This is a genomic window from Paraburkholderia sp. SIMBA_030, from assembly GCF_046535245.1.
GTDB lineage: Bacteria > Pseudomonadota > Gammaproteobacteria > Burkholderiales > Burkholderiaceae > Paraburkholderia.
The window spans coordinates 264295-286840 of sequence record NZ_JAWRXB010000010.1 but is presented as its reverse complement, the minus strand read 5'-3'; the positions used below and the strand labels follow the sequence as shown (position 1 = coordinate 286840).

Below are 22546 nucleotides of genomic sequence, written 5' to 3'. Positions count from 1 at the left end.
GGTCATCGGCGTGGCGGTGCTGCTTGCGCTGCTTGCGCCGGCGGCCTGGTGTTGCGCTGCCCGCGCAGGAACTGCAATTCGGCGGTTAGCCGGGCGACTTCGGCGGCGGCGCTGTCGGCGGTTTTCTGCACCGCGTCGCGCGCCACCGACTCCTGCGCGAGCGCGAGCCGCGTGCGCGCGAGTTCAGCCTGCTCGCTGTCTTCCGAGACTGGCTCCGCCGTGCATTGCTCAGCCTGCGCGGCACCGCGCTGCATGCGCCAGGCTACCGTGGCTGCCACGCCCGCCGCAGCGCTGAACACGCAAACAACGACCCACACGGCCACCCGAAGACCAGGCGAGCGCGCCGGCCGCAACGTATACGTGCGGCGCGCCAGACTGACCGCAGCGCGGGAGAAACGTGGTTCAGCCATGAGGATCGGGCGCGAAAAGCGCGAGATAGCCAGCCGGATCGACGGGCGAGCCGTTCACCAGCACTTCGAAATGCAGATGCGGACCGGTCGAGCGGCCGGTCGAACCGACATCGGCGACATACTGTCGCGGCAGCACCAGATCGCCGACATGCACGACGATGCGCGACGCGTGGCCGTAGCGCGTCACGAGTCCGTTGCCGTGATCGATTTCGACCGCATTGCCGTAGCCCGATTTCTCGCCGGCGAAGATCACCCGGCCGCCCGCCGCGGCGAGAATCGGTGTGCCGGTTTTGGCGACCAGATCGATGCCGGGATGAAAACTCAAACGCTGCGTGAACGGATCGGCGCGGTTGCCGAACGGCGAACCGAAGCGCGCGCCGTCGGCAGGCATGCGGCCTGGGAACGCGGCGTAAGCGATCGTGTGGTCGGCGGTCTGCTGTTCGAGCGTGGACAGCGTCGAAGAGATGCAATCCAGCTGTTGCTGCGTGCTCTGCGGATTAGCTCGACCGGCGCGTTGCGGCGTCAGTTCGGCGCAACGCCGCGGCGGCAACGAGGGGCCGCCCTCGCCGCTGTCGGTGGCGGAAGTGTCGGAAGTGTCGGGGGCGGCGGGAGCACCGGGCGCGGCCGGTGCGCGCGGCGCCGGCTTCGGCGTGTTCAGACGCGCTTCGAAATCGCGCAATGCGCCGACCTGCTTGGTCAAACGCGCGATGCGCGGTTCGATTTGCGCCACCGATGCGTTCAGCTTGCCGAGTTGGTCGATCGCATAATCGCGCTCCACGCGGTTCGCCGCCCGTTCGCCGGACGCATCCCGCGCCGGCCAGTGCATGCCGATCGCGACGCCCGCGGCGAGCGCCAGCGCTGCCGCGCCGCCAGCGGAGGCGAGCGCGATCGTCAGCGCGGTACGCCGCGTGACGAAGCTGACCGAGCCGCTGCTGAGCTGACTGCCGACGCGAAACAGGAACGCCATCAGCGACTCGCGGCGCGTGGTGCGCCAGGCCGCGTGCGGGCGGCGCACCACGCCATCGAACGGGACGGGACAGCGGAGAACGGAACTAACTGCATGCGGCGTGCACCGGCTACATACCGGCGGTGTTCGTGGACAAGGGCGCCGATTATCGCCTGGTAGCACGAAGCATCATCTCAAATACAGAGCGTCTCGCGGGATGCGCAACGCGGCGCACTTGCCAGCCCTTCCAGCGCCTTGAGCCGCTCGGCCAGCGCATCGCTCGCCCGCATCATCGGCATGCGCAGTTCATCGCGAATCAGGCCCTGAGCAGCCAGAAGCGCCTTCACCGGCCCCGGATTCGGTTCGGCGAACAACGCCTGGATCAGCGGCGTGAGCGTAAGAAAAATGCGCCGTCCTTCTTCGAGCCGGCCCGCAGCGAGCGCGCGATACAACGCGACAAACCGTTCGGGCCGCAGATGCGCCGACGCCGCGATCGCGCCACTGCCACCGAGACACAAGGTGTTGAAGATGTTGATGTCCTCGCCGGTGAGCACCTGCAAGCGGCCGTCGCGAATCAGCGCGAGCGTGGTGTCGAGCGAACCGGCGCAATCCTTCACCGCCTGAATCCGCGGATGCGCGGCGAGCGTCAGCAGCGTGTCGAGTTCGAGTCGCACGCCGGTTCGATAGGGAATGTCGTACAGCACGACCGGCTTTTCGCTGGCGTCGGCGAGCGCCGTGAAATGGCCGACGATACCCGCTTGCGAAGGCCGGATGTAGTACGGCGCGGCCATCAGCACGCCGGCTATCGGCAGCCGGTTCAGTTCCACGATGCGCTCGCGCATGCTCGCCGTGTGATTGCCGGATACGCCGACCAGCACCGGTAGCGGTTCTGCATCCGCGCTGCTGTCGGCGACGGTTCGCGCTTCATCGAGAATCGTCGCGAGCACGGCGTCCTGTTCGTCGGCATCGAGCGCGGCCGGTTCGCCGGTCGTGCCGAGCGCGACCAGACCGGCAACGCCTGCCTCGGCGTAACGGCGCACCAGCGCGCGCAGCGCGGCGTGATCGACCTCGCCGTCGGTGAACGGTGTGATGAGCGGGATCCAGATACCGGAAAAAATAGACATGTCTTTACCTCGAATGCGACCGTATCGATTCCGTACAGCGTGCGAGGGAGGAAAGACAGGAAATGCCGAAGGCGGGCGTTGACCGGGCTGTTCCGTCGCACATCTGACGGAACAGCGTGCTCCGGTCAGATGAGCGGCTGTTTTTTGGCTTTGGCGCTAACTTTCGGACTGTTCACGCAACCCGCGTGCGCAACCACGGCGACGTTCGCAAGAACGAGACGTGTAGTGCGTGACGAGCGGAGTCGGAGCGTTTGGCCGGTATGCATGAAGCGCAGTGTAACCGGCTTGGGTGCAACTTGACAAAGCCCATCGCAAAATTGCTTGACTTCTACGCCGGGCAAACTAATATACGCACCGCGTACATAAACCAGTACGAAATCTACTCTCGACAGGTGAGCGCATGAGCGTCCCGCAACAAGCCTTCCTACGCGATGCGATGCGTCGCCTGAACATGACCCGCGACACCTTCGCCAGCCGCATCGGCGTCTCGCGCCGGGCGCTCGACACGTGGCTGCTGCCGGACGATTCACAGGAATCGCGCGCCATGCCGGAGATCGTCGAGCGTTTCGTGTCGGAAATCGTCGTGCGCGGCGAGCCGGGAGAGACGTATACGCAAAGCGTAGACTCGCACTCGCTGGCGAGCCAGATGCTGTTCGAGGGCAAGCCGCAACTGCTGTCGGTCGACCAGTTCTCGCGCGATTCGGTCGAGGCGCTCTTTCGCGTCGCCGACATCATGCAGCCGATCGCGCGGCGTCGGAAAATCTCTCGCGTGCTCGAAGGCGCGGTGCTCGGCAATCTGTTTTTCGAAGCCAGTACACGAACGCGCGTCAGCTTCGGCGCGGCGTTCTGCCGGCTCGGCGGCTCGGTGTGCGACACCACCGGCTTCACATTTTCGTCGATGGCCAAGGGCGAGTCGATCTACGACACCAGCCGCGTGATGAGCGGCTACGTGGATGCGCTGGTGATCCGCCATCCGGAGCAAGGCTCGGTGGCCGAATTCGCGCGCGCGACCAACGTGCCGGTGATCAACGGCGGCGACGGTCCCGGCGAACATCCGAGCCAGGCGCTGCTCGACCTGTACACGATCCAGCGCGAGTTCTCGCGGCTGGGCAAAATCGTCGACGGCGCGCACATCGCGCTGGTCGGCGACCTGAAGTACGGGCGCACCGTGCATTCGCTGGTCAAGCTGCTGGCGCTGTATCGCGGCATCAAATTCACGCTGATCTCGCCGCCGATGCTCGAAATGCCGGGCTACATCATCGAGCAGATCTCGCGCAACGGCCACGTGATCGAGCAAACCCACGATCTCACCGCCGGCCTGCGCGGCGCGGACGTGGTGTACGCCACGCGCATCCAGAAAGAGCGCTTCACCGACGAATCGTTCGAAGGCTATACGCCGGACTTCCAGATCAATCAGGCGCTGGTGGATAGCGTGTGCGGCGCCGACACCTTGATCATGCATCCGCTGCCGCGCGACAGCCGGCCCGGCGCGAACGATTTGAGCGTCGATCTGAATCACGATTCGCGGCTGGCGATTTTCCGGCAAACCGACAACGGCATTCCGGTACGAATGGCGATTTTCGCGGTGCTGCTGGGCGTGGAAAAGCTGGTCCAGCATTCGATGCGCGACGCCGTGTGGCGCCCGCCCGCCTATCTCGGTCCGGACGATGCGGTGTTTCACGGCATCGATTGATCGATCGGAATTCAGCCGACGTAAAACGGCCTTGCTGTTGATCCGCAAGGCCGTTTTTTTATGCTGCCGTCATTGAACCGCTGCGCGATCAGCCCCACGCTTGCGGCGACTTGCCCTCCACCACCGTGCACTGCAAGCCCGACATGCGGCCGGCTGCGTCGATTGCCACCTCCAGTTCGGCAAACGGATACGACTTCAACTCGACCGCATCGAGCGCGATCTGTCCTGACGTCACCAGCGAAACCAGCGCGAGATAGCGACGATCCGGCCCACGCCGTTGGTGCCGGGTGAGAATGGTCCCGGCGGATACGCATACGGCAACTTCCCTTCGACATAGTCCCGCGTGTAACTCAGCAACGGCACCGCCTCCATCCGCACCAGCACTGCACTGCGGCGCGGCTGCGGTTGCGCGACGTCGCGCAGTGCCAGCGGCTTGCCGGGCTCGTCGAGCATCCAGGCTTTCATCTTGCGGCTCCCTCGGTTCGTTTCGGTGGTTGAACTATAGACCCGGGGTGCAGTGGCACGATCCTCGACGTCCGGAACCTGGTCTCGAGGTTCACGATCCTCGGCGGATCGGCGTCGAGTTGCACGTCATTTTTGCACCACATCGGTTCGAATATGCGCACAATGGGTGCACGCACCCTTCCCGCGCGTTGCCGGTCGGAAGTCTCGGCGAGTTTCTTCCCATTGCGGCCGGCACTGCGCGCGCGAGCCCTTGTCAAGGAAACATTGGCGCGTTTTTTGCTGTTACGATGGCTACAGAAGGAAAGTACAAATCTGGAAGGAGTGAATGATGCGCCCCGGAAAATCGCTGAACGGTGCCACGCGAGGATTCATTATCCCCATCGGCGGCAAGGAAAATCGGGTCCAGAACCCGGTTATCCTGCGACGTTTCGTCAAGCTTTGTGGTGGGTCACGCTCGCACATTGCAGTCATCCCGACGGCCTCTTCACTGGACGATACGGGGGATCTCTACGAGACTGTGTTCCGCGACCTCGGGGCTGACCGGGTCAGTATCCTGCCATTCAAGTCCCGCGCCGACTGCGAGTTCGACAAATATCTGAAAGTGCTCGATCACGCTGACGGTGTCTTCATGACCGGGGGCGACCAGGTACGCCTCGCCGAGATGCTGATCGACACGTCGGCCGCGGACAAGCTGCGGCGCCGCAACGCACACGGTATGCACGTAGCGGGCACCTCCGCTGGGGCCTCCGCCATGTCCGCCGCGATGATCGCCGGCGGCAAGAGCGGTGCCACGCCTCGCGCCGGGATGGTCGATCTGGCGCCGGGCCTGGGTTTCATCAGCCGCTTTGTGATCGACCAGCACTTCAGCCAGCGCGATCGACTCGGGCGCCTGCTCGCGGCGGTGGCCTCTATCCCATTCGGGGCGGGCATCGGGCTGGATGAGGATACGGCCGCGTTCATCGGTCCGGACAACACGCTGGAGGTGGTCGGCACCGGTAGCGTCACCATTATCGACGGATCGAATCTGCGCAATTCGGCTGCAAAGCCGGTTCGCCACGACGACCCGGTAGGGCTGACAGGAGTACGTCTGCATATTCTCGTCGAAGGCAATACGTACGATCTCGCAACACACACCCTCTCAGGCGGTATCTTGTCCGCGAAAAGCAACGCCGCCTGCGAATTGACCGCCGCTGCCTTGACCTGACCGGTTAGAAGCGGAATCCGCTTCATTCACGAACCGGACAGCGCGCGTCTGCCGCGATCCGCTTGCCGATATAATCGTACGAGGCACCAGCGACCAGCGACTGGGACGGCAGAAACCATAGACGCCAGCTGATGCGAGCGCGCCAGCAGCAGTGCTGCCGGCGAAACAGGCGGATCACGTGGTGGCTGCACGAGACCTGGGCTACTTCGCGATTTTGCACTCTACCCGGAGTGAACGTTGAGTCGTGCAAAGGCGTCCACGGGCGGCACACGCGGTTTTATCGTCCCCATCGGCGGCGATGGAAGACGCATACGAAAGGCCGCCATCCTGCGCCGCTTCGTGCAGCTTTGCGGCGGCTCCCGTGCGCATATCGCCATCGTCGCCACGGTCTCCGAAATGTCCGACGCTGGCTATCGTTACGAACGAGCGTTCCGCGATCTGCGGGTTGATCGGGTCAGCCTCCTGCGATTTGGGACCCGAGCCGACTGCGAGTCGGAGCGGGACCTGGAAGTGCTCGATAGCGTCGACGGGATTTTCCTTATAGGGAGCGAGACAGCCCATCTTTCCGAGACCCTGGGCAGCACTTCGGTGGCCCAGAAGATCCGCAACCGGAATGCACAGGGTATCCACGTGGCCGGCACCTCGACGGGAGCCGCGTTCCTGCCGGAGCAGATGATTGCGGCCGGACAGAGCGGCACGACGCCCCGCGCGGACATTGTCGAATTGGCGCCGGGCCTGGGCCTGATCGGGCACTTGATCATCGATCAGCACTATCGTCACCAGGACCGGCTCGGGCGTCTACTGATGGCCCTGACTTACAACCCGCTAGCCGTTGGTATCGGCCTGGATGAAGACACCGCTGCGTTTATTGGTCCGGACCACGGGCTGCAGGTGGTGGGTAGCGGCGGCATCACCATTGTGAACCCGTCCCAACTCCAGCACTCCGCGATCCATCCAGATCGTCGCCATGCGCCGGTCAGCGTGATCGGCTTGCACCTGGACATCCTTGTTGAGGGCGACCTGTATGATTTGGCGGCGCATAGGGCGACCATCAGCGCTCATTCGGATTCGCGCCGGTAAGCCTGGGTTTTCTCAAGTCATCACGTGAGCCGCCTGGGCGACCTCTCGCGATCAAGCGCCGGGCTTCCCCCAACCGCCGAGTGCTCGTGCGGCGCGGACCGCCGGACGTCAGTCGGGAAACACTTCATCCAGCGAGGCCTCCCGAAGGACCTCGATCTGGATGTCAGGTACAAACAAGTCCGAATACATCGGATCGTTATCGACCTGCTCCCAGCAACCGGGCTTGCCTATTTCGCACATCTTTTCTGTTCTGCTGTTTTCTATATAGATCCACGACAGCGCGCCAAAAAACCTTTCATGTCGTTCCGGCGCATTGTCCGATGAGCTTTCCATCGGCACCCACCCTAGCCCCGGCACATAGAACTCCACCCACGCATGATCGTAATCCGGCGTACAGACCGAGTTGACTCGCGCATATCTCAGCTTATACTCGGGCACCTTGAAATCTCCGACGGGCCTGCATGCGACCCCGCAAAGCCGCATTAATCCTATTAACAGCTCCATGTACTTTCCGCAGGTCCCTTCGCCGCCTCTCAAGGTCTCGACGGGACTTGTGTACTGGTTGTTGTATCGGTACGCCAACCTGCTATAAACATATTCGCGCACGGCTTTCGCAATTTTGACCACATTGCCGCGCTCGTTTTCGGGCAGAGCCGAAATCAGTTCGGCTGCAATGTCTTTTAATTCCAGCCGGTCCATATCATACCTGGACTCTTCTTTAAGAAAGCGCGTCTTGATATCGTCGGGATAGGGCGCATCCGTGACATTCAGTTTGTATCGTATGCCGTACACCTCGATTACAGCACTATAGCCAAAGGAACGGCGCTCTTTATCAAGCTCGACGCCGGTCAGATCAAATTCCACGATCTCGTTGCCATTTTCGTCTTTTTTTAAAACACCCGGAACGTCGCCAATAATCCTGATTGACTTGATCTTCTGTCTTCGCGTCTCGACTGGAATCGACAGCCTGACGCACATCTCGACACCACCGATTCTGTTCAAAACTTCACGGGCGGGTTTGAGCATTTCAGCATAAGTCAATTTCACTTCATACCCCGTCGAAAGGCCGAAATTCCCCATCTCACCAAGCTCTATTATTTTGTAGTCAAGTCTTTCGATAAAGCCATCGGAGACATGGTCGTTGAGTTTTATGCTCGGGCTGCCACGTTTCCCCGATTCAGAACTCGCATCGTCGAAAACGTCCCAGCTATCCTGGTTGTAATATATATAGATGCCGGGCTCTTCTTTATCTAACGTTTTAATGGAAGCGATTCCCGAGGCCCCTTCATACGGTATGGTCAGCGACGCCAGATGAATCCCATCAAGGCTGTAGATATAGATGGCCTGGCTGGCGCCGTTCAGTATAAACAGGCGATCTCCATGCAAGGTAATATCGTTGGCACCGTGACCTACCTCGGCCGCCTGTATTAAACCATCCTCATCCAGAATGAACAGGGCGCCACGCCTGTCGACCGCATAATACCGATCGTTTTTCCAGCACAGCCCAACCAGCTCCCCTGCCTGATCGATCGTAATGATGTCCATCGCGTCACGGACCGTTCCATCCTCTATCCCGACCGCGTAGATCCGATTGGAACGCGAATAATTGACGATACCATCCGGCCGCATACAGAGTGCAGCCGATCCTTTGAACGCGTTGACGCTCCTGAAATTGACAATCCCGTAAAAGAATCCAGTGCGAACGTCAATTTTGCCGAGCGCCCCAAGGTCCGGATCGACGACGAACAGCGCTTCTTCCTCGTTGCTATCGACAGAGACGATATGCCTCGCAAAGAGAGGTTTTATCGGCGTGACCACAAGTCCCCCGTATCGTTCTGATTGACGAGGCACGGGCGGGACCGGTGCCTCGTCAAGTCGGGCGGGATGCGGCGCCCGAGACCGCAACAGGGCTCAATCGAGCGTGCGCGCTGCGCCTGCTACGCTCAAGCAGGCGCAGCAAGTCCGCTAATGCTCCCTGCCCCTCGATGCTTCCCGGTCCCGATCCCTCGAGGCGTCCCGGTCCCTGCCCCTCAAGGCCTCCTGCTCATTGCCTCCCAAGGCCTCCTGCTCACTGCCTCTCAAGGCTTCCTGAATAAAATCGGCATAGTCCGAGAGGTGCCTCAAATTGGAATCCAGAGAATTGCGCGACGACCCGCTCATCGCTTCGTGACGTATCAGGTCCAGCGCGACTTCGACGGCTATCCTCCGTTTCGAGGACGCATCGAGCTCGGCTTCGTTATCGTTGTAGAGAAGAAATTTCTGTCTCTCGTCCATTTTGGCTCTCCTAAGTCTTGACGCTCATGAAGGGTGTGCATCGGATGCTTCACCCGCCTTGGGGTCCTGCTACCAGGTCGGCTTGCGACCGCCTGGGACGTCGCCGTTGCCACGGCGAAAACTCATTCAGTCCTCGATCTCCCGCGCTAGCCGCACGCCGCGCTCGTCACGGATGATCTCCATGCTACTGTCCCATTCGAATCCGCCCAGATCGTCCAGACGGATCTTGACGGGCCCGGGTCTTCTCTCGGCCGCATGCCCTGCTTGCCCATTGGGCCGGAAGTGCACAATCTGCTCCCAGGCACGCGTGTAGTCTTCGCTCAACAGGAGGAGCAGATCGCCAGGGCCGGCCATCTCGAGCGCCGATTGATTCGCTGCCTGCTCATCGGCGATGACCTCGATCTGCTCTGCCCCGACCCCGTTCTCGCGCAGCGCGTAGCACAGCATTTCCGGCACTTCGAGGTGAGCCCGCCCACGCGAGTCGCAGTCCCGGTGGCAGATGTAATGCTCGAAGTGTCCGGCCGCGATACGCGCGATCTCCAGGACGTCCTGGTCACGGCGGTCGCCCGGAACCGTCAGCGAAACGATCTTCGCGCGCGCGGCGCCCAGCCGGTCTACAAGAGCGCACATGGTCCTCACGGCCGCCGGATTGTGCGCATAGTCCAGAATCACCCTGAACGGATGCTGATCATAGATGTTCGTTCGACCGGGGGTCTGCTGGAAGGTGTTTTCGAAGGTGCGCAGGCCGAGGCGGATGCCCTCGAGATCGATCCCGAGACCGCGAGCAAGCGTCGCGGCGAACATCGCGTTCTGCACATTGTGCAGAGCGAGTCCTTGCACCGTGGCCGGAATCAGGTGCGTCCACAACAACGGAAAACGGTGACCACCGTCCCACAGGGTGATCATGTGGCCGTTTATCTCCTCCTCCAGAATGACCGCCACCCCGCCCGCCCGTATATGCTCATTGACCAGGGGGTGGGCAGGGTTCATGGTCACGTAGCCCAGGCGGTTTGCGCGGCTATGATCCGCCATCTTCAGACATAAGGGATCGTCAGCGTTGACGACAGCCATGTCCTTCGCCACTTCGATGACGATGCGCTTGACCTCGGCCATCTGCTCCACGGTCTCGACCCCACGCAGGCCCAGGTGATCGGCGGTCACGTTGAGGCAGCCCGCCACGTTGCACTCCGGATAGCCCAAACCACATCGCAGCAAGCCGCCCCGGGCCGTCTCCAGTACGGCGGCGTCGACAGCGGAATCCGCGAGAATCATGCGCGCGGATGTCGCCCCGGTCATGTCGCCTTCCACAGTCAGCCGTCCGTCGATGTAGACGCCGTCGGTTGTACCCAGACCAACCGTATAGCCCGCCAGCTTCATGATATGGGCCAACATGCGCGACGTGGTGGTCTTGCCGTTGGTGCCGGTAATGCTTGCAATGGGGACGGTCGTTGGAGCGCCGGGTGGAAACAGCATGTCGATGATGGGCCCGGCCACGTCCCTGGGCGTGCCGTCGCTCGGCGCCAGATGCATCCGTAGACCCGGGCACGCATTCACCTCGCAAATGGCGCCGCCAGTCTCACGATACGACCTGGAGATATCGGTGGTGATGAAATCAACACCACCGACGTCCAGCCCAATGGCCCTGATCGCCCGGACGGCCATTTCCCGGTTGTCCGGGTGCACGCTATCGGTGACGTCGACGGCGGTGCCACCGGTGGAGAGGTTTGCGGTAGCACACAAATAGACGGTCTCGCCCGGCTTGGGTACCGTCTCCGGACTCAAACCCTCGTCTTCCAGCAGGCGTTTTGCTGCGCCGTCGAGCTCCACGCGGGTAAGCACGTTTTCATGCCCCACACCCCGGCGTGGATCCCTATTCACCTCTTCCACCAACGCCTCTATGGTGTGAACCCCATCGCCCATCACATGAGCGGGGATGCGCCTGGCAACCGCCAGCAATTCGCCATTGACCACCAGCATGCGGTGATCTGCCCCCGGGATATAGCTTTCGACGAGCACGCCGCCGCTATACTCTTGCGCCCTCTCAAAGGCGAGCTCCACCTGCTCCGGGCTTGTAAGTTTGATTGATATGCCTTGCCCGTGATTGCTGTCCAAGGGCTTGACCACAACCGGGTAGCCGATGCGCTCGGCGCAATCGACGGCGTCGCCGGCGTTATAGACCCTTCGTTGCCGCGGCACCGGAAGTCCCGCGTCATGCAGGGTGCGATTGGTCTCCTCCTTGTCCGACGCCTGGTCTACGGCGATCTGACGCGTCTCGCTGGTGAGCGTCGCCTTGATCCGTTTCTGGAAACGCCCGTAGCCGAGCAGTATCAGGCTCTCGCCGTTCAGGCGCGTACAAGGGATTGCACGCTTCTCAGCGGCGCTCACCAACGCAGCAGTGCTTGGCCCCACGTCGCGACTCCGCGCATAACGGATGAAATCATCCAGTTCATGCTCAAAGTCGAAATCTTGTTCAGGATTCTGCTCCGGCTTCAGTTCGTCAGGAAGAAGATGCTCGATCAAGGCAAGAGACAGGTTTCCGGCCTGCCGACCGACATCTTCATCGTGGTACTCATAGACTACGTCGTAGTGTCCCCGCGGCCCGGCTGCACGCGTCTTGCCAAAGCTCACGTCCGAACCCGCGACCTTCTGCAGTTCGATGGCTACGTGTTCCATCACGTGACCCAGCCAGGTTCCCTCGCCTTCCCACATGCGTCGCACGAACCCGCCGGCGGTATTGTAGGAACAGCCATGCTGTTGAAGGCCGGGGAGATAGCCCAGCAGACGATCGATGAAGTCGTGGCCAAGCCGCATGGTTGGCCATTCCTCAAGCTTCCCCAGATCGACGGTGTACCGAATGACCGGGAAATGTGCATGAATATTAGGTCCTTGATAAGCGACGATTGACTTGATTTCCATCGAATGACCTCCTGAAGTTCTGATCTCAGGTAAGCCGCAACCCCTTCGAGCCATCGTAGAGGTGCACTAAACGGCATTCAAAATACGACGAATTGTCATAACAATCGCTGGCTGCCCCTCATCTCCCGTTCTCTCGTGCAGAGGATTTTTAGCGAAGCGGAGGCGGCGCTCGGGGATAACCGCAGACACGGCACGAAAGGCGCGCCCGCTTCGCAAAAAATTCTTGGGGCTGGACTGCTCCGCCGGTGGTAACGGCTATGAGCATTGAATCAGTCGTATAGCAACGGTTTTGCCGATGACGGCGTCGGCGGCATCACGTCCGTCGTGCCGTCTTGCGCTTGAGGGCTGCGTACACCATCGTGTAGTGCAAACAGGTCGCGCCGCGCGCGCACTGAGCCGCCATGGTCGGAGGGCGGCCAAAGCCGTGCCGCGAATTTGCCGCAAAGCGTCGAGTCAGGCGTGCAGAACTCCTCTACAAAAATAGAGGTAATTCCAGATAAAGCAACATCTCTTCTGCAACTGTCCGGTTGCCTTTTCTGTTGCCCGTTTTTTTAGCGAGTAGCGATTGCGTCTGAGGGAGAAGCCTTCGCGAGGCGAAAGTAGAAGCGTTTTGGAAGTAGAAGCAGCCTGGGCTCAACCAGTCGACGTTGCCCGCCCAGATGGTCGCCATGTCCATTCCCTAATGCTCTGGGTCCCATCCTGTACGGCGCGCCGAACCGCTGAGGAGATGGATTTCCGCACCGTCGCCAGGCATCGCCAGCAGCGAGGCGGAGGGCTTGCTCACCCGCCGGGAGACGATCACGCACCATCTGCCACCGGCAGGAATGATCGCTTTCCGATGCATATGTATCAGGACCGGCTGCGACCAGCGCCCGGCTGCGGTTGACGGGTCGACGCACGTTAACCGCTCGCCGAGGCCAGCATCGAACCGGTACACCTCTCCGTCCCGCAGCGGCAAGAATAGTCGGCGATCAATTCGGGAGTAATCGCTTCATCGATAGTGAGTCCATAGGCGATAGAAAGCTCGTCGCCCGGCATCACGTCGCTGAGCGTCTCGATGAAAACCCGCCCCCGCTCGTCCTCGATCGCCTCGCAGTTCGGCTGGCAGGAGTGGTTCAGCCAGCGGGCGCTGTTGCCCCCGACGCTGCCGTCGATCACGCGCCCGTCAGCCAGTCCGAAAATGAACGTGTGGCCGCGCATTCCGGACCGCCGGTGCCTTGCAGAGGCCCGCCGCCACGAAGTGAGCTCGCCGCGATATTCGAAGATCCGCTGGCCGGCAGGAATCGCTTGCAGCGCGAACACGCCTCGTCCATGAACCGATGATTTTCTGACCGTAATGCGCCGCACTTCATCACCCACAGATTTGTTGAAGGCTTGGAGCATAGCGAGCGGCGCGTTGCGTGGCAACCGGGGCCGTCGCGTCAGAACAACCCGGTCTGTCGGGCATCGCGCGCCGGCGATTTAACGCCAACTTGATCCCATACCCCCGCCCACCCCTCCCCATATCAACTCTTTTTGTTGAGAACGCTTCTCATTCGCAAGTATATTGCATAGAATGCACACCGCAAACTCTTTGTAATAAATGTGGAATATCCGGGTAAGGATGACGATGCCTGCCCGGTCATCACACTCACGACGGGGATAAAGATGAAGTTGCGGTCCGACGAGCCGAAGTTCGGCAAAATCAGCACGACGCTGTGCAGCATGTTGGCTGCCGGCCCCGCCCTCGCGCAAGGCACCGCCGGCACGCCGCCGCCCGACCAGGAAGGCCAGCTCGCACCGATCGCCGTGCAGGGCCAGGCAGGCGACGGCTTCAAGACCGACCATTCGGCGTCGGTCAAATTCACCGCACCGCTGGTCGATACGCCGAAATCGGTGACGGTCATTCCGCAGGAGTTGATCCAGAGCACCGGCGCCGCGACGCTGACCGAAGCGCTGCGCACGGTGCCGGGCATCACCTTCGGCGCCGGCGAAGGCGGCAATCCGCTCGGCGACCGGCCGTTCATCCGCGGCTACGACGCGCAGGGCAGCACGTTCGTCGACGGCTTGCGCGACATCGGCGCGACCACCCGTGAAGTGTTCAACATCGAAAGCATCGAAGTGACCAAGGGCGCCGACGGCGCATACGGCGGCCGAGGCGGCGCGGGCGGCAGCATCGATCTGATCAGCAAGACCCCGCATCTGGGCAACGCCGCCGCCGGCAGCGCGGGGCTTGGCACTGACCGCTATCGCCGCTTCACCGCCGACGGCAACTGGCAGATGACCGACCACGCCGCATTCCGCCTGAACGTGATGAGCCACAACAACGACGTCGCCGGCCGCGACGCAGTCAACAACGAGCGCTGGGGCATCGCGCCGTCGTTCACGTACGGCCTCGGCACGCCGACCCGCGTGACGGCCAGCTACTACCACCTGTCGACCGACGATTTGCCCGACAGCGGCATTCCGTACTTCTACACGACCACCAACAAGCCGGCCAACGTCGGCACGATCTATCCGGCCAACGTGGACCGCCACAATTTTTACGGCCTGCTCGATCGTGACTTCCGCAACACGACCTCGGACGTCGGCACCGTGCGCATCGAGCACGACATCAACAGCAACCTGACGATCCGCAACACCACGCGTTATACGAAGTCCACCCAGGACTACATCTGGACCCAGCCGGACGACAGCCAGGGCAACGTCGTCAACGGCATGGTGTGGCGCCGCGCGAATACGCGTGCGAGCGACGTCTACAGCCTCGCGAACCAGACCGAGCTGTTCGGCGAGTTCAAGACCGGTTTCATGAAGCACAGCTTCACCACCGGCCTCGAACTGTCGCGCGAGACCAGCGTGAACGATTCGTACAGCGTGGCGGCGGCGAGCGGCGCGATCTGCAAGACCAAGGGCATCGGCGCGGCGTCGGGCTATAACTGCACGAGCCTGTGGTCGCCGAATCCGAACGACCCGTGGGCCGGATCGGTTAGCAAGGCGAACGATCCGAGCGAGCAGCGCACGGTCACCAAATCGCTATACGCGTTCGATACGATCGAATTCACCAGGCGCTGGCAAGCCAACGTCGGTTTGCGCGTCGACGATTATTCGACGGATTTTCGCAATACGGTCGCCAACGGCGGCAAGCGCACCTCGCGCGACGACACGCTGTTCAACTACCAGCTCGGGCTCGTCTTCAAACCGGCTTCGAACGGCAGCATCTATGCGTCGATTGCGACCTCGTCGACGCCGGCCGGCGCGCTGCTCGGCCAGGGCAGCGAAACGCAATCGCTGACACCCGGCCGCGGCGGCGTCGGTGCGAACGCCGATCAACTCGCGCCGGAAAAGAACCGCAGCTACGAAATCGGCACCAAGTGGAACGTGCTGAACAACCACCTGTCGCTGACGGGCGCGCTGTTCCAGATCGACACGACGAACGCGCGCGTCACGCTGCCGAATAACGAATATGCGATGGCCGGCAACAAGCGCGTGCAGGGTTTCGAATTCGGCGTGGCCGGCCAGCTGACCAGCAAGTGGCAGGTGTTCGGCGGCTACACATATATGAAGAGCGCGTTGCGCGACAACGGCAAAATCACCTCGGACAACGGCCACCAGTTCCCGAACACGCCGAAGAACAGCATCAGCCTGTGGACCAGCTACGACGTGCTGCCGAAGTTCACGATCGGCGGCGGCGCGTTCTACATGTCGCAGGTGTACGGCGATACGGCGAATCTGCGCGCGGTGCCGTCGTACTGGCGCTTCGACGGCATGGCAAGGTACCGGATCAACAAGAAGGTCGATCTGCAACTGAACGTGCAGAACATCTTCAACCGGACGTATTACGACCAGGCCTATCCGGCTCACTACGCGTCGATCGCTCCGGGACGTTCCGCGTTCCTGACGCTCAACGCGCGCTACTAAGTCATGGTCCGATGAAACACGTGACGTTGAAGGCACTGGCAAGCGTGTCGCATGACGAACTCGCCACGATTCTCTCCGGGCCGCCGGCCAAAGCGGCCGCATGGGTGGCGGCGGCCGCGCATCACGGCATTGTCGAGGCGCAGGCCGTGTATGGGCAGTATCTGCTCGACGGCCACGGTGTCGAACGCAATGCGGAGCAAGCGCTGACGTGGTTCAGGCACGCGGCGCGACGGGATCATCCGATGGCAATGAACATGCTGGGCCGCTGCTACGAACACGGCTGGGGAACCGCCGCATGCGCGCCGGTGGCCGTCTACTGGTACCGGCTCGCCGCCCAGGCGGGGCTCGACTGGGGCATGTACAACTACGCATCGGCACTCGCGCTCGGCAACGGTATCGCGTGCGATCGCGCGCAGGCGTTGCAGTGGTTCCGGCGCGCCGCCGATCTGGGTCACGTGAAGTCGATCAATTTCATCGGCAGTTTTTACGAGGACGGTTGGGAAGTCGATGCGGACACAAGCATCGCGTTCGACTATTACCGGCGTGCGGCGCAAGGCGGCGACTTTCGCGGTCAGTTCAACTATGCGCGGCTCCTCGCCGAGCGCGGCGAGATCGATGCGGCGCTCGGATGGTTGCGGCGCGTGCCGCATACGGCGACCACGGCGTTCGTCGCGAAGATGCAAGCATGGCTCGCCGCTTCGCCGGTGACTGCGTTTCGCGCGCTGGCCGAGGACGTACGCGCTGCGATGAACCTGGCACAGGAGTCGCGCGCATGATGCTGCATCTCCAGGCTGTGCTCAGCAAACGGCAGGTCGCGCAATGCCGTGAAGTGCTCGACGCGGCGCAATGGATCGACGGCAATGCGACCTCCGGCGAACAGTCGGCGCAGGCCAAGCGCAACCAGCAGTTGCCCGAAGGATCGCCGGCCGCGCGCGCGGTGGGCGATGCGATTCAGGACGCGCTCGGCCGCCATCCGCGCTTCTTTTCCGCCGCGTTGCCGCTCAAGGTGTTTCCGCCGCTGTTTAACCGCTATGCGGGCGGCGACGGTTTCGGCATCCATGTCGACAACGCGATCCGCCACCTGCGCGGCACCGACTTCCGCATTCGCAGCGATCTGTCGGCCACGCTGTTTCTCACCGAGCCGGACACCTACGACGGCGGAGAACTTTGCATCGAAGACACCTACGGCATGCATCGCGCAAAGCTGCCCGCCGGCGACATGGTGCTCTACCCTGCTTCTAGCCTGCATCACGTGAGTCCGGTGACGCGCGGTGTACGGGTTGCAACGTTCTTCTGGATTCAGAGCATGGTGCGCGACGACGGCGAGCGCGCGCTGCTGTTTCAACTCGACAACGACGTGCAGCGCGTTGCCGCCGAGAAAGGTTCAAACGATGCAACCGTGGTCAGTCTCACCGGCATTTATCACAATCTGCTGCGCCGCTGGGCCGACGCCTGAATCGGCGGACTACTCATCTCGCGCAAAACAGTCTTTCTTTTTGCACCCAGAAAGACGCCCCTCCAGCATATTTACTTTCCAGTTCGTTAAGCGCAACGTCCGTTGTTGATGTGCGCCGCTTCGGTATCGCTCGCTATGGGTTGCGCTTCCCCGCTTTAACCTGACTTGTCGGTGACTCGCCGCCGACTCACTGTCGAGTCATGCGCGCTGCGTTCACATGTCGTTGCGCTCGCAGCGGCATCGAAATTGCTGAGATTGATTTGCTAAGCCGCGACGCTTCGGATACCGACACATCGGATGCCCGCACGCCGGATACCCGCACGTCGGTTACCCGCACGTCGCCGCCTGCATTGACCTTTCATGGAGCAAGCAGAACGTCATGTCCACGAACAACGATCGTCAGGGTTCAGGCGACGAGTCCGCCGCCGCCCTACGCCAACCATCGCGCCGCCGCTTTCTGCAATCGGCTGCCGCCGCGGCCACCGTCGGCGCCGCACCGCATCTGCGGGCGCAGGCGCAAACCCCTTCTGCGCCGCCCGCCGAAGTTCATGCACCGGTGCCGCAGCATCCGGTCACATTGAACGTCAACGGTCGCGCTTATACGCTGCAACTCGAACCGCGCGTGACCTTGCTCGACGCGCTGCGTGAATACGCCGGCCTGATGGGCACAAAGAAAGGCTGCGACCGCGGGCAATGTGGCGCGTGCACGGTGCTGATCGATGGCCGGCGCGTCAACGCGTGTCTGACGCTTGCAGTCATGCATGAAGGCGAGACGATCACGACGGTCGAAGGACTCGCCGCCAACGGCGCGTTGAGTCCGATGCAGCGCGCATTCATCGAACACGACGCGTTCCAGTGCGGCTACTGTACGCCCGGGCAGTTGTGTTCCGCGACTGCCCTCCTGGGCGAGTTTCGCAATGGCACGGCCAGCACCGCGACCGCCGATGTCCGCAGCCGCCCGCCACAACTTTCCGACGCTGAGATCCGCGAGCGCATGAGCGGCAATATTTGCCGTTGCGGCGCGTACGCGAACATCGTCGCAGCGGTGCGTGCCGTTCACGAAAGCGGCGGACAGAACAACGGCAACGCCTGACGGAGCAACCAACATGGATGCGATCTCTTACGAACGCGCCGGCGATATCGCCGGCGCGCTGCGCGCCGCGCAGCAACCCGGCGCCGTGTTCATCGGCGGCGGCACCAATCTGCTCGATCTGATGAAGGGCGGCGTAGCGCGGCCGATGCGGCTGATCGATATCACGCACATCGGCGGGCTCGATGCGATCACCACGCTGCCCGACGGCGGCGTGCGTATCGGCGCGCTGGTGCGCAATAGCGATGCGGCCAATCACGCGCTGGTGCGCGAGCCATACCCGTTGTTGTCGCAAGCATTTTTGTCAGGTGCGTCGCCGCAACTGCGCAATATGGCGACCGTGGGCGGCAATCTGTTGCAGCGCACTCGTTGTGGTTACTTTTACGACACGGCTTTCACGCAATGCAACAAGCGCCTGCCTGGCAGCGGCTGCGCGGCGCTCGAGGGCCACAATCGCACTCACGCGATTCTCGGCGCGAGTGCGCAGTGCATCGCCGTCAACCCGTCGGACATGAGCGTGGCGCTGGCCGCGCTCGATGCCGTCGTGCGCGTGAGCGGCCCCAGCGGCGAGCGGACGATTCCGTTCGCGGAATTTCATCGCTTGCCGGGAGATCGGCCGGACGTCGATACCACGTTGCAGCCCGGTGAACTGATTACCGCGGTCGATCTGCCGCCCCCGCTGTTCAGCGCGCATTCCCACTACCTGAAAGTGCGTGACCGCGCCAGTTACGCATTCGCGTTGGTGTCGGTCGCTGCCGCCTTGCAACTCGACGGCGAGCGCGTGAAGACCGCGCGCATCGCGCTAGGCGGCGTCGCCCATAAACCGTGGCGCGCGAGCGTCGCGGAGCAGATGCTCGAGGGCCGGCCGCTTACGCAGGCAACGTTGCAAAACGCTGCCGCGGCCGCGTTACGCGATGCAAGGCCGCAGCACGACAACCGCTTCAAGGTGCAACTCGCGCAACGCGCGATCGTGCGCGCCGCCAATCAGGCCGCTGGCCGCGCAGGAGGTGTCGCATGAATCTGATCGGTCAACCGCTGGACCGCACCGACGGACTGCTGAAAGTCACCGGTGAAGCGCGCTATGCCGCCGAGTTTCCCGAAGCGCGGCTTGCGCATGCGGTACTCGTCACCAGCACGATTGCGCGCGGCACCATTACGTCGATCGATGCGAACCGCGCGCAAGCGCTGCCCGGCGTGCTGCTGGTGATGACGTATCAGAACGCGCCGCGCCTGCCGAACGGCGGCCAGGCCGCGTTTGCGCCGCCGAGCGGCCGCCGCTTGTCGCTATTGCAGGACAACCAGGTTCACTACAACAACGAACCGGTCGCGGTGGTGGTCGCCGATACGCTGGAACACGCAACCGACGCGGCCCGCCAACTGCGCATCACCTATCGAGGCACGGCGGCGACGCTCGATTTCGCGCAGGCCAAGCCGAACGGACACGCGCCGGATAGACCGCAAGGCCGGCAAACCGATACACAACGCGGCAGCTTCGACGACGGCATGCGCAGCAGCGCGGTGCACGTCGACGTGACTTACACGACGCCGATGGAGCACCACAATCCGATGGAGCCGCACGCGACGATGGCGCGCTGGGACGGCCCGCAACTGACGCTCTACGACTCGACACAAGCCGTCAGCGGCGCCGCGACGGTGGTCGCCAGGACGCTCGGCATTTCACCCGGCGACGTGCGCGTGATCTCGCCGTTCGTGGGCGGCGGTTTTGGTTGCAAGGGCTCGTCGTGGTCGCATGTGTCGTTGTGCGCGATGGCGGCGAAACAGACCGGGCGTCCAGTGCGGCTCGTATTGGAGCGGCCGCAGATGTTCGGCCCGGTCGGCGGACGTCCGCGTACCGAGCAGCATCTAGTGCTCGGTGCGCGCCACGACGGCACCTTGACCGCGATACGCCACGACAGCATCTCGAACACGTCGATGATCGAAGACTGGACCGAGACCTGCTGCATGGTCACGCGCATGCTGTACGCGGTGCCGAATCAGGTGACCACGCACCGGCTCGTGCCGCTCAATGTCGGCACGCCGACCTTCATGCGCGCGCCCGGCGAAACGACCGGCTCGTTCGCGCTCGAATCGGCAATGGACGAACTCGCGGCCGCGTTGAAGATGGACCCGCTCGCGCTGCGCATGAAGAACTACGCCGACGCCGATCCGCAGGAGAACAAGCCGTGGTCGAGCAAGGCCTTGCGCGAGTGCTATCAGCTCGGCGCCGAGAAATTCGGCTGGTCGCGGCGTACGCCCGCACCGCGTTCGATGCGCAACGGCAGCACGCTGATCGGCATGGGCATGGCGAGCGCGACCTACCCGGCCAATCGCAGCGAAGCCTCGGCCATCGCGCGGATTCTGCCGGACGGCTCCGCGATGGTCGCCTCCGGCACGCAGGACCTCGGCACCGGCACTTACACGGTGATGACCCAGGTCGCCGCCGATGCGCTCGGCTTCGCGCCGGAAAACATCCACTTCGCGCTCGGCGATTCATCGCTGCCGAGAGCACCGGGGTCGGGCGGCTCGCGATCGGCGGCGAGCGTCTCTCCGGCAGTACACGATGCCGCGACCCAGGCGCGCAATCAACTGATCGCGCTGGCGCTCGCCGATACCGCGTCGCCCGTGCACGGCATCGCGCCCGACGACATCACGGTAGAAAACGGCTGGGTCGTGAGCCGCTCGCAACCGGCGCGGCGCGATCCGGCCGCGGCGATCATCGCGCGCGCCGGCGGCAAGCCGATCGAAGCGACCGCGACGGCCAAACCAGGCGACGAGGAGCAGAAGTACTCGCTCCACTCGTTCGGTGCGGTGTTCGTCGAAGTGCATGTCGATGCGGACCTCGGCACGATCCGCGTGCCGCGCGTGGTCGCCGTGTACGACGTGGGGCGCGTGCTGAATCAGAAGACCGCGCGCAGTCAGCTGATGGGCGGCATCGTGTGGGGCGTGGGCGCGGCGCTGCAGGAAGAGACCTCGCTCGACGTGCGCTATGGGCGCTTCACCAACGCGAATCTTGCTGAGTATCACGTGCCGGTGAATGCCGATATCGGCTCGCTCGATATCACCTTCCTCGATCGGCCCGATCCGCATATCAACTCGCTCGGCGTACGCGGGATCGGCGAGATCGGCATCACGGGCGTGCCGGCGGCGATCGCGAATGCGGTGTATCACGCGACCGGTGTGCGCGTGCGCGACCTGCCGGTGACGCTCGATAAGGTGATGAGCACGGTGCGGGTGTGAGGCGGCGAGTGTATGCACGGGCGTGTGCCTGAGCGTGTGCCTGGGCGTGTGCCTGAACATGTGCCTGAACATGTGCCTGGGCGTTGCATGGTGGCGTGCATTGGCGCTTGCCTGCAACTGCGTTGCATCGCACAATCGTCCTCATCCTTTCTACCGGTGCCCGCCCATGGCCTATGCCTCGCTCGCCACTGGCGTGCTGCTCGCCGCCGGCTACGGGTCGCGCTTCGATCCGGACGGCCTGCACAACAAACTGCTTGCGCGTATGCCCGACGGCACGCCGGTCGCTCACGAAGCCGCGCATCGGCTGCTGCAGGTTGTCACGCGGGTGCTGGCCGTGGTGCGGCCGGGTTCGGACGCACTCGCGCGCTTGCTGAACGACGCCGGTTGCGACGTGGTGTTTACCGCCGACGCGGTGCGCGGCATGGGCGCGAGCCTCGCCGCCGGCATCGAGGCCAGCGAAGACGCCGAGGGCTGGATCGTCGCGCTCGCCGATATGCCGCGTATCGCCGTCACGACGATCGAAGCCGTGGCGCACGCGCTCGATGGCGGCGCTTCGCTGGTCGCGCCGTTTTACCAGGGGCAGCGCGGCCATCCGGTCGGCTTCGGCATCGAACACCGCGACGCATTGTTGACGCTCGACGGCGACACCGGCGCGCGCTCGCTGCTGACTTCGCAGCCTGTGATGCAACTGAATGTCGACGACGCCGGGATTCTGCGCGACGTGGATACGCCGGAAGATTTGCGCAATGTCTAG

At 63.0% G+C, this 22546-nt stretch carries 20 protein-coding genes; 10 read left to right on the top strand and 10 right to left on the bottom strand.

Annotated elements, in window-relative coordinates; all coding sequences use genetic code 11:
- Positions 1 to 2: 2 nt before the first annotated feature.
- From SB772_RS19370 to dapA, 3 genes are all read right to left on the bottom strand, one after another.
- Positions 3 to 410: a hypothetical protein gene (locus SB772_RS19370; protein WP_410834821.1), complete on the bottom strand. Its 408-nt coding sequence runs from the start codon at positions 408 to 410 to the stop codon at positions 3 to 5.
- Positions 403 to 1377 (bottom strand): M23 family metallopeptidase, encoded by a 975-nt coding sequence (locus SB772_RS19365; protein WP_410834860.1) that lies wholly within the window; start codon positions 1375 to 1377, stop codon positions 403 to 405. Before SB772_RS19365 ends, SB772_RS19370 begins: the two co-directional genes overlap by 8 nt.
- A gap of 173 nt (positions 1378 to 1550) precedes the next feature.
- Positions 1551 to 2480, bottom strand: coding sequence for a 4-hydroxy-tetrahydrodipicolinate synthase (dapA, locus tag SB772_RS19360; RefSeq protein ID WP_410834820.1), 930 nt, complete (start codon positions 2478 to 2480; stop codon positions 1551 to 1553).
- Positions 2481 to 2880: 400 nt separating this feature from the next.
- On the opposite strand from dapA, the gene SB772_RS19355 reads away from it, so the two are divergent.
- Entirely contained in the window at positions 2881 to 4173 is a 1293-nt protein-coding gene (locus SB772_RS19355; RefSeq protein WP_410834819.1) for an aspartate carbamoyltransferase, read from the top strand.
- 88 nt (positions 4174 to 4261) lie between these two features.
- Here the strand turns inward: SB772_RS19355 and SB772_RS19350 are convergent, their stop codons facing one another.
- Together SB772_RS19350 and SB772_RS19345 are read right to left on the bottom strand one after the other, a co-directional pair.
- The gene (locus tag SB772_RS19350; RefSeq protein ID WP_410834818.1) at positions 4262 to 4408 is read right to left on the bottom strand and encodes a hypothetical protein; all 147 of its coding nucleotides are present in this window, start codon (positions 4406 to 4408) and stop codon (positions 4262 to 4264) included.
- The gene (locus SB772_RS19345; protein WP_410834817.1) at positions 4405 to 4638 is read right to left on the bottom strand and encodes a hypothetical protein; all 234 of its coding nucleotides are present in this window, start codon (positions 4636 to 4638) and stop codon (positions 4405 to 4407) included. Before SB772_RS19345 ends, SB772_RS19350 begins: the two co-directional genes overlap by 4 nt.
- Positions 4639 to 4963: 325 nt before the next feature.
- Here SB772_RS19345 and SB772_RS19340 point away from each other — a divergent pair, with 325 nt between their 5' ends.
- A complete protein-coding gene (locus SB772_RS19340) occupies positions 4964 to 5842 on the top strand; it encodes a cyanophycinase (RefSeq protein WP_410834816.1) in 879 nt (292 codons plus the stop codon).
- Between the two features lie 237 nt (positions 5843 to 6079).
- Entirely contained in the window at positions 6080 to 6922 is an 843-nt protein-coding gene (locus tag SB772_RS19335; protein WP_410834815.1) for a cyanophycinase, read from the top strand.
- Positions 6923 to 7030: 108 nt separating this feature from the next.
- On the opposite strand, the gene SB772_RS19330 is transcribed toward SB772_RS19335, so the two are convergent.
- The 5 genes from SB772_RS19330 to SB772_RS19310 all read right to left on the bottom strand — a co-directional run bounded on the left by SB772_RS19330 (position 7031) and on the right by SB772_RS19310 (position 13495).
- Positions 7031 to 8740 carry a transglutaminase-like domain-containing protein gene (locus tag SB772_RS19330; RefSeq protein WP_410834814.1) on the bottom strand — a complete coding sequence of 570 codons (1710 nt, stop codon included), beginning with the start codon at positions 8738 to 8740 and terminating at the stop codon, positions 7031 to 7033.
- Between the two features lie 147 nt (positions 8741 to 8887).
- Positions 8888 to 9196 (bottom strand): hypothetical protein, encoded by a 309-nt coding sequence (locus SB772_RS19325; RefSeq protein WP_410834813.1) that lies wholly within the window; start codon positions 9194 to 9196, stop codon positions 8888 to 8890.
- Between the two features lie 126 nt (positions 9197 to 9322).
- Positions 9323 to 12112: a cyanophycin synthetase gene (gene cphA / locus SB772_RS19320; RefSeq protein ID WP_410834812.1), complete on the bottom strand. Its 2790-nt coding sequence runs from the start codon at positions 12110 to 12112 to the stop codon at positions 9323 to 9325.
- 472 nt (positions 12113 to 12584) lie between these two features.
- On the bottom strand, positions 12585 to 12782 hold the full coding sequence (locus SB772_RS19315) for a hypothetical protein (protein ID WP_410834811.1): 198 nt from the start codon (positions 12780 to 12782) through the stop codon (positions 12585 to 12587).
- A 230-nt stretch (positions 12783 to 13012) separates the two neighbouring features.
- Complete coding sequence (locus SB772_RS19310; protein WP_410834810.1) at positions 13013 to 13495, bottom strand: SET domain-containing protein; 483 nt, start codon at positions 13493 to 13495, stop codon at positions 13013 to 13015.
- 264 nt (positions 13496 to 13759) lie between these two features.
- Between SB772_RS19310 and SB772_RS19305 the strand changes: the two genes are divergently transcribed.
- From SB772_RS19305 to SB772_RS19275, 7 genes are all read left to right on the top strand, one after another.
- A complete protein-coding gene (locus SB772_RS19305) occupies positions 13760 to 16009 on the top strand; it encodes a TonB-dependent receptor (RefSeq protein ID WP_410834809.1) in 2250 nt (749 codons plus the stop codon).
- Positions 16010 to 16020: 11 nt separating this feature from the next.
- Positions 16021 to 16785 carry a tetratricopeptide repeat protein gene (locus SB772_RS19300; RefSeq protein WP_410834808.1) on the top strand — a complete coding sequence of 255 codons (765 nt, stop codon included), beginning with the start codon at positions 16021 to 16023 and terminating at the stop codon, positions 16783 to 16785.
- Positions 16782 to 17465, top strand: a complete 684-nt coding sequence (locus SB772_RS19295; RefSeq protein ID WP_410834807.1) for a Fe2+-dependent dioxygenase — start codon at positions 16782 to 16784, stop codon at positions 17463 to 17465. Before SB772_RS19300 ends, SB772_RS19295 begins: the two co-directional genes overlap by 4 nt.
- A gap of 379 nt (positions 17466 to 17844) precedes the next feature.
- Positions 17845 to 18558: a 2Fe-2S iron-sulfur cluster-binding protein gene (locus SB772_RS19290; protein ID WP_410834806.1), complete on the top strand. Its 714-nt coding sequence runs from the start codon at positions 17845 to 17847 to the stop codon at positions 18556 to 18558.
- Between the two features lie 13 nt (positions 18559 to 18571).
- Complete coding sequence (locus SB772_RS19285) at positions 18572 to 19573, top strand: FAD binding domain-containing protein (RefSeq protein ID WP_410834805.1); 1002 nt, start codon at positions 18572 to 18574, stop codon at positions 19571 to 19573.
- On the top strand, positions 19570 to 21792 hold the full coding sequence (locus tag SB772_RS19280; RefSeq protein ID WP_410834804.1) for a xanthine dehydrogenase family protein molybdopterin-binding subunit: 2223 nt from the start codon (positions 19570 to 19572) through the stop codon (positions 21790 to 21792). The genes SB772_RS19285 and SB772_RS19280 overlap by 4 nt, the downstream gene beginning before the upstream one ends.
- A gap of 166 nt (positions 21793 to 21958) precedes the next feature.
- Entirely contained in the window at positions 21959 to 22546 is a 588-nt protein-coding gene (locus SB772_RS19275; RefSeq protein WP_410834803.1) for an NTP transferase domain-containing protein, read from the top strand.